This is a genomic window from Streptomyces sp. NPDC050546 (genome assembly GCF_044457425.1).
In the GTDB taxonomy this organism is placed as follows: domain Bacteria; phylum Actinomycetota; class Actinomycetes; order Streptomycetales; family Streptomycetaceae; genus Streptomyces.
In genome coordinates, this window is the sequence record NZ_JBITGX010000014.1 from 263,468 (window position 1) to 270,805 (window position 7,338).

Sequence of the window (7,338 nt, forward strand, 5' to 3'; positions counted from 1 at the left end):
CGGCCCCCCGTGGGCGCCTCGCTCTTGCGTGAACTGGGGATGCCCGGCCCCGGCGCGACCCAAAGCAGAGTTGAGGAACTTCAGAGCCTTCTCACGGGGTGACGGCCCCTGACCTGCACAGAGGGGCAGGTCAGGGGCCGTCTGTGGGTCACTGGGCCGTCTGTGGGCCGTGATCTTCCTGGGAGACGCGCTGAAACACCGTGTCGATGGCGCGGCGGGCACGCTGGCGGCTGTCAGGCATCAGGTGGGCGTATACCCGAAGCGTCAGCCCTGGGTCAGCATGCCCCATGTACTCGCTGACGGCCTTGATGTTCTCACCCGCGTCCAGCAACGCGGAGGCGTAGAAGTGCCGTAGCGCGTGCATGCCGCGCTCGCGCGCCGACTCGTACTTGCCGTCGTCGTCCGCCTCCGGGATGAGGCCGGCGACCGCCAGAGCGGGCTTCCACTCCTTGCCGTTGAAGTTGCTGCGCCACACCATGCCGCCCTGCTCAGCTGTGAAGATCAGCCGGGCAGACACCTTCGGCCCCTCGGGCACGTCCCACGGCAACGTGATCTCCACGGGCTTGAAGGTGTCCATATGCGCCCGGAGGGCTTCCGCCACGGAGCCGGGCAGCGGAACGTCTCGCTTCTTACCGCCCTTGGGAAGAGCGAACACCGGGTGCCCTTCTACGTGCTTGATCTGCCGGACCACGTGGAGCGTGCGCCCGTCGGTGTCGATGGCGTCCTCAGCAAGCCCGAACACCTCGCCCTGGCGCAGGCCGCATCCGGCCCCGACGTTGACCATCGCTCGGTACCGATCCAGAAGGGCCGCGCGAACGGCGAACACCTGGTCGGGCACCCACGGGACCACGGGATGCGGGTCAGGCTTGGGACGCCGAACGGTCCGGGCACCGCACGGGTTGCGCGACAACAGCGTGTCGTCGACAGCGGCAGACAGGACCGACTGAACGTCGGCGAAGATGTTCCGGGCGTAGGACTGGCCGATGCCGGGCTTCGCTTCCAGTGCGGCAACGAAATCCCTGATGTGCTCCGGCCGAAAGGTCCCGATCGGACGGGAGCCGAGCACCGGGTAGGCGTGCAGTCGCAGGCGCCGGCCGAGTTCCTTCCGGGTCATCGGGCTGGGTGTCTTACTGTCCAACCACTTCTCGGCGTACTGCCGGAACGTGATCTGCATGGACTTGGGGTCGGTGTATTGACCGCGCGTCATGTCGGTCTCAACGGCGCTGAGCCACTTTTCAGCGAGACGCTTTTTGCCGTCGGGGAAGCTCTTGGACTTCTCGGTTCCATCGGGGCCGATATAGCGGGCGCGGTAGCGCAGGCCGGCGCCGTGGCGGTCGGTCTTGACGCGGACGGTCTTGCCGGCGGAATTGGTCTCGGTCTTGAACCAGCGGTCTTGAATGTGGCCTGCCACGTGGGGCGTGGTCCCTTCTGGGCACAGGACAGGGAGGGCCACGGTGTGGCCCTCCCTGGGGAGTTGGGTGGTAGAGGGGTTCGGCAGCCTCAGGCGGCGTCTTCGAGGGCGGTGCGTTCGGCCTCCCACGCCTGTACGGCGGCGGGGTTGAAGCGGAGGTAGCGGCCCACGCGGAAGCCGGCCGGGCCGATGCGCTTGCGTCGCCACTGGTAGACCGTCTCGACGCTCGGGAGGCTGAACATGGTGACCAGGTCTTCCGGGGTGAGGTAGCGGTCCGGGAGTCCACCACGCAGGAGCGCGCGCGGGTCGGTCGGCTCTTTGCTGGCCATGGCTGGTGACTCCTCATGTCCGTGATGGGGTTGGGTGAGGTGTCCTGCGGCGGGTTCTGAGGTTGCGTGCCGGTGGTGCTGGGAGCGTGCGTGTGTCCGAGGTGCGGATTTCTGCGTCACCCGCGTCATCTGCGTCATTCAGGCTTCTGACCTGCGAGTTTGAGGTGACGCAGAGCGTTGGGGGTGCGTCATCGGTGACGCAGGCTGTCCGTCATCGGTGACGCAGATGACGCGGGGTGACGCAGCCGTCGGCCGTCTGCGTCAACCCCTGTCTGCGCATGTCACCCGCTGTTTTCTGGGCCCTGGTGACGCAGGTGACGCAGCGTTTCCTACTTAGGAAAAAAGGGGGTCTCTGTGGTGGTGCAGCGCGGCTCAGGACGTGAGGAAGGAGCCGCTGCGCGGCGCGACCATCGCAGGGCGGCGGTGCCGCCGAACAGCAAGAGGAGCACGCCCGGCCGGTGGTGCTCCTCTTGCTCGTGCCGGCGGTGCCGGTCAGAACGCCTGCTGCTCGTGCGGCGGCGACACGGGCGAACGGGTCAACTCGATGTAGCGCCCCTCTTTGGTGCGGCCCGAGTCGATGAGGACGCCCCGGGCCGCGAGAGTGGGCTGAAGGCGCTTGAGCCGGTCGGAGAGGACTTTGCCGGTGGTCGGCCAGCCTTTAGGCAGGGGACGCAGTTCATCGCCGCCGTAGAGGCGGCTGAGGCAGTACAGCCACTCCGTTGAGGTCATCCGCTGCTCTGCGCCCGGTTCGATATCGGCGGCGTGCCTAAGAACGGTCTGAGCCAACAGGTCGCCCTCAATGACGTCGTCGTTGAGGTCGTCCAGGCTGGCCCGGTAGGCGGTGAGCGCTCCTAGGCCGGTTGCCGCGTCGAGCTGTGCGCACAGGTGCGCGAAGTCCGCCATGCGCAGGTCGGTGGGGGTCTCCGCCTCCACGGCACGGACCTTGACCGTGAGGTCGAGGAGAGACCCGAGGACGACGGGCAGAATCTCCGCGTACTCCGCCCACAGTTCCGCCTCGGTCCGCCGGACGCGAGGGCGTTCCAACCGCAGGGGCAGGAGCCGTTCGGCGAGGTCGGGGCGGATTACTCCCACGTCGATGCCGGTCAGGAGCAGGGGGCGGCGGTAGCCGACGCGGAAGACGTCGCCGTCGGTGAACAGGGCGCGCTTGACGTTCTCGGCGCCGGTGACGATGCAGCACATCGCGTCGGACAGGTCCGGGGTCATGTGGGAGAGGTTGTCCAGGGCGGTGACCCAACCGGCGGCCACGGCCGCGATCAGGTTCTCCTCGTCCTTCGGAGCGCGGCGCAGGTCGCCAGTCATGCCCTCGATGATCCGTACGAGCATCCGCCCGCCGGTGGACTTGCCCGCACCCTGCGGACCGGTGAGGAACGGGGCCGGGACGGGAACCGTCGGCCCGAAGCAGCCGATGAGCCAGGCGATGGCCAGGCACTCGGTCTCCGCGGTGGCGAAGTTGCACAGCCGCATCAGGAGGTCGATGCCCTTGCCGTTGGTGTCCTTGGCCGGCAGGGGCAGTTCGCCGGTGAGTTGGGTGCGGCGCCAGCACACCTCGCGCGGGTCGGGGATGGCGATGTCCCAGCCGGTGGGGTGGATACGGACGGACTGCCCGTCGCTGCGCCCGAGGTCGAGCCACGTGGCCCCGTCGTATCCGGGGGCGACGCGGATGTGTACGGGCTGCACGTCCTCGGTCAGAGCGAGTGCTTCGATCAAGTCCAACGCCTCCTTGAGCGCGGTTCCGTTGAACACGCCGTGCCCGTCGCGGAAGAGACCGACCATGAGTTCCTGGCGGTGGCTGCCCGTGGTGCCCTGGGAGCGGATCGGGCGGGCCACGGGGTGGCCGTTGCGCTGCGCGTACACGGTCCCGTCAGCGGTGCGGAAGTACCGGAAGTGGGATTGCGCGTAGTCGGTGATGACCTCGCGGGCGGGGTTCTTGTCGTCGTCGGACATGGTCACAGTCCCAACGTGGTGCGGGCGTTGGTCCACGCGTCGGTGCAGTGCCGCAGGGTTTCGCCCTTGGTCTGCGCGGCGGTGAACAGCCGCGTGACGTGGGCGTCGGTGAGGCAGCCGCACCGGCCATGGACGGACAGCACGGCGAGGAACGTCCGGTACACGGTGGTGTGGACCGCGCTGGAGGCTTCGGTGATGCGCTGCTCTGCCATGGTGATGCCACGGTCCAGGTAGGCGGGCGTGCGGTGACGACACTCCCCGCCCACGGCTCCGGCGGGCACGGCGACCGCATGGGGCGCCGGGCGGACCGGGGAGGGTTCCTTGACGGCCAGCGCGCGGACGGCGTCGGGCAGGGTGGTCATGGTTCCGGTGCCGGGCCCGAGGTAGCGGGCGTAGGACATGGTCGACTTGATGTCGATGCCGGGTCGGGCGGCGTTGTGCGAGGCCATGGCGCCCCGGTAGATCCAGTGCTCACCGCGTGTCGTCTGCACGACCCGTGTGGCAGGCAGGGTCTCGTGCGCCCAGTCGACGGCTGCTGCGTCGTCGAGGTCGACGACGGTCAGCCGGGCGGCGCCGGGGTGGTAGGCGACGCAGGCGGCTCGCTGCCATGCGGCCGTCCAGGCCGGGGAGGTGAGGACGGCTGTGTCGGTGGTGGCGGCGGCCCATGCGTGGCAGACGCCAGGGCATTGGCACGGCCCGGCGGTCTTCATGTTCGGCCGGCCGCCGCACGCGTTGTTCGCGCACTGGTGGCAGTTGCCGAAGGGCGCCTTGCCCGGGCGCAGGGGCAGCACGGGGAGGCCGGCGGCGGCCAGGCTGAGTGCCACTCGCCGGAGGGGGGTCTGTTGGGTCATGCTGGGAGACCTCCAACAGGTCTGTTGAGGACGGTTGGACAAGGGCGGCCCCGGATTCATTGGCGTGAGACGGGGGCCGCCCTTGGCGTAGTTACTGGTCGTCGGTGGCCATGAGGGCGTACTGCTGGCGGACGTAGGCGCGCGGGTCGCAGATCACGCCCGGCTGGTCGGTGTCCATCAGGGACACGGCCGCCGCGTGGGCGGTCTCGGTGGCGTCGCTGAAGAGATTTTCGGGTTCGTCCATGAGCGCGATGCGGTCCAGCAGGGCGGCCTTGCGCAGGTAGAACTCACGGTTCAGCTCGGTGAAGCACTCTGCCGTGGCGATGGTGCGCGCGGTCCAGCCGATCTCGCTGACGATGCTCGGGGCCTTGGCGTAGGCCTGCTCGGGTGTGGGCCAGTCCGCCGGGTCGGGGCGGTGGTCGGCGGTGAGGTAGAGGCGGGTGCGCTCACCGTCGCGGCTCCGGCGCCGGCGCACAGCGCCCGTGGTGAAGGCGGTGGTGAGTGCGGTGGTGACGCGGTCGGTGTCGGCGGGGTCGCAGATGACGCGGATCTCGAACACGGGGGCTCCTGTCAGCCGTTGAAGTGGTTGCGCTTGAAGACGGCCTTGCGGATGTTGAAGGTGTTGCCGCCCTTGTGGCTGCTCGCGCTGAAGACCTGCACGGCGATCCAGCCGCCGAAGATGACGGCGGCGAGGGTGATGAGCTGAGTGACCAGGGCGGTCAGGGCAGTGATGAATGTGGTGAGCAGCAGCAGGCCGCCGCACACCGCGAGGAACCCGACGCCCCCGAGGGCGACGTTCACCGCCGCGCGGGAGACGACCTGCTTGACCGCGACCGGTTCGGGCTTGGCGGGCTCGATGGCGTAACCGGTGACCACGCGACCGTCGGGCAGGACCACGCTCGCCACGGCCGGAACGCTGCCGGGCTGGACGGGAACGAGGGGCGCCGGCGTGACGGCGGCGGGGGTGATGGGGGTGGGCTGGTGGACTTCCACGGCCCGTTCGGTGGGCGCGTGGCCGGAGTGTTCGGGGTACATGCGGAATCCCTTCCGGTGCCGGTTCAGGGAGGCGGAAGCACACCCTTGGGGGTGCGCTGTGGAGGGGGTTTCAGGGGTGCTGACCTGCGCGCCTCCCTGACTCCCTGAACGATCATTCGTGCAGGTCAGAGCGAGGGAGGCGGGTCAGGGAGGCGGTTAGGGAGTTCTCCCTGCCTCCCTGACCCGGGCGGGGTCGCCTCCCTGTCATTCGGAGGCGGAAGCGGAACCCTCGTCGTCGCGGTTGGCGAGGGCGCGGGCAAGCCGGTCACGGCTGATCGTCATGATGCCGTCGGACTTGTAGGGCTCGGCTCCGGTGCCGTCGAGCACCCGCTTGAGGTCGATGAACGACCACTTGCCGTAGGCGTCCGCGTCCAGGTTCGCGAGCCGCTTGAGGACGTCCTGCGTCCGCAGACGCGACGCGTCCCCGAGCACGCTCGCGATGTCGGCGAGCCGGTCACGCTCCTCGCCCCGCTCGATGACGTGCAGGGTGGTGACGCCGTCGCGCAGGGCCTTGGCGCGGTCGGTGATGGCCTCGGCGTTGTCGTCGTCGATGTAGTGCGTGCGCACCGTGATGGACGACTGTCCGGCCGGGATGTCGATGCCGGAGGAGGCAAGGACCAGGGTTCCCTGATCCAGGCCCGGACGCAGCAGGTTCGGCGCCGCTCCGCCGTCGACGGCCTTGTCCCCCAGCGCCATGCGGGCCTGCGACTCGGTGCCCAGCGCGAGCGAGGCACGGGTGTGCGCTCCCTCGCGGACCAGCTTGGGCAGGTTCTGGTCGGTGGGGTCCTGGGTGCCCTGCCACATCAGCACGTTGACCGCACGGCCCTGGTTGTGGATCTTGCGGACGGCCATGAAGTACCGGGAGTTGGCCTTCGCCCCGCCGTAGGGGCGCTTCTCCTCGTCCTTGAGCGGGCACATGAACGCCACCTGCGCCTCGTCGACCAGCACGATGAGCGGCGGGAACACGGTGCCGGGCGGGGCCTGGATACGGCGGTTCATCTCGTCCACGGCGCCTTCGACCATCTCAACCACCTGGATCACGTGCTCATCGGTCGGTCCCTGGATGAGGGTGGTGGCCAGGCCGTCGAACATGGCCCAGTCGCCTACGCCCTTGAGGTCACCCATGAGGAACTGCACCGACTTGTCCAGCGACAGCCACAGGGCCAGGGAGCGCAGGGCTACGGTCTTGCCCTGGTTGGACAGGCCGGTGATGAGCAGGTGGCGCTGATACAGGCTCAGTGCGGCGGCATCTCCTCGTAGGTCCTGGCCCCAGGGGGCGCGGCCCTTGGCGTAGTCGGCGGTCATGGTCTCGTCGGTGACCAGCGGGGACGGGCCGATCGGCTCGTCCAGCGCCCCGGAGTCGGCGACCCACAGCCGCACGGTGCGGGCGGCCTGGGGGATGGTGATGAACACCTCGTGCTCGTGCCGGGTGAGGTTCTCCGCCAGCTTGCGCCGCCTGTTCTGCACCTCGATCGTCGACACCCCCGACGGGAGCGTAACGTCGACCTCGACCCCGCAACCAGCGATCCGGATGGGTCCGAGCATGCTCGCGCCGGCGTCGCCCATCTCCTTGATGGCGTTACGCAGCGCGGGCACGCCGAGGTCGCGCAGGGCCTTGACGACGATGGACGGGGTGATCGGCTCGCCCTCGGCGTTGCGGACGTTGTCGGGCAGTGCCCAGTTCGGTGCGGCCTGCTGCTTGCGCCCGACCGACCACAGGGCGAGCAGGGCGAACAGCGGGCCGAGG

At 69.2% G+C, this 7,338-nt stretch carries 7 protein-coding genes; all 7 read right to left on the minus strand.

The window, feature by feature from the left end:
* Positions 1-148: 148 nt before the first annotated feature.
* The gene (locus ACIBK5_RS31765; RefSeq protein ID WP_399024879.1) at positions 149-1,411 is read right to left on the minus strand and encodes a tyrosine-type recombinase/integrase; all 1,263 of its coding nucleotides are present in this window, start codon (positions 1,409-1,411) and stop codon (positions 149-151) included.
* An 89-nt stretch (positions 1,412-1,500) separates the two neighbouring features.
* Complete coding sequence (locus ACIBK5_RS31770; RefSeq protein WP_399024881.1) at positions 1,501-1,740, minus strand: helix-turn-helix transcriptional regulator; 240 nt, start codon at positions 1,738-1,740, stop codon at positions 1,501-1,503.
* Positions 1,741-2,232: 492 nt separating this feature from the next.
* Positions 2,233-3,705: an ATP-binding protein gene (locus ACIBK5_RS31775; RefSeq protein ID WP_399024884.1), complete on the minus strand. Its 1,473-nt coding sequence runs from the start codon at positions 3,703-3,705 to the stop codon at positions 2,233-2,235.
* A gap of 2 nt (positions 3,706-3,707) precedes the next feature.
* Complete coding sequence (locus ACIBK5_RS31780) at positions 3,708-4,556, minus strand: bifunctional DNA primase/polymerase (RefSeq protein ID WP_399024886.1); 849 nt, start codon at positions 4,554-4,556, stop codon at positions 3,708-3,710.
* A gap of 91 nt (positions 4,557-4,647) precedes the next feature.
* Positions 4,648-5,115, minus strand: coding sequence for a hypothetical protein (locus ACIBK5_RS31785; protein WP_399024888.1), 468 nt, complete (start codon positions 5,113-5,115; stop codon positions 4,648-4,650).
* An 11-nt stretch (positions 5,116-5,126) separates the two neighbouring features.
* Positions 5,127-5,591 (minus strand): hypothetical protein, encoded by a 465-nt coding sequence (locus ACIBK5_RS31790; protein WP_399024890.1) that lies wholly within the window; start codon positions 5,589-5,591, stop codon positions 5,127-5,129.
* Positions 5,592-5,795: 204 nt separating this feature from the next.
* On the minus strand, positions 5,796-7,338 hold a 1,543-nt coding region (locus tag ACIBK5_RS31795), incomplete at its 5' end, for an FtsK/SpoIIIE domain-containing protein (protein WP_399024892.1).

Excerpts from the sequence above, each read along its gene's own strand:
- ACIBK5_RS31790 (WP_399024890.1), bottom strand. The coding sequence starts at position 5,591 with ATGTACCCCGAACACTCCGGCCACGCGCCCACCGAACGGGCCGTGGAA.
- ACIBK5_RS31780 (WP_399024886.1), bottom strand. The coding sequence starts at position 4,556 with ATGACCCAACAGACCCCCCTCCGGCGAGTGGCACTCAGCCTGGCCGCC.
- ACIBK5_RS31775 (WP_399024884.1), bottom strand. The coding sequence starts at position 3,705 with ATGTCCGACGACGACAAGAACCCCGCCCGCGAGGTCATCACCGACTAC.
- ACIBK5_RS31770 (WP_399024881.1), bottom strand. The coding sequence starts at position 1,740 with ATGGCCAGCAAAGAGCCGACCGACCCGCGCGCGCTCCTGCGTGGTGGA.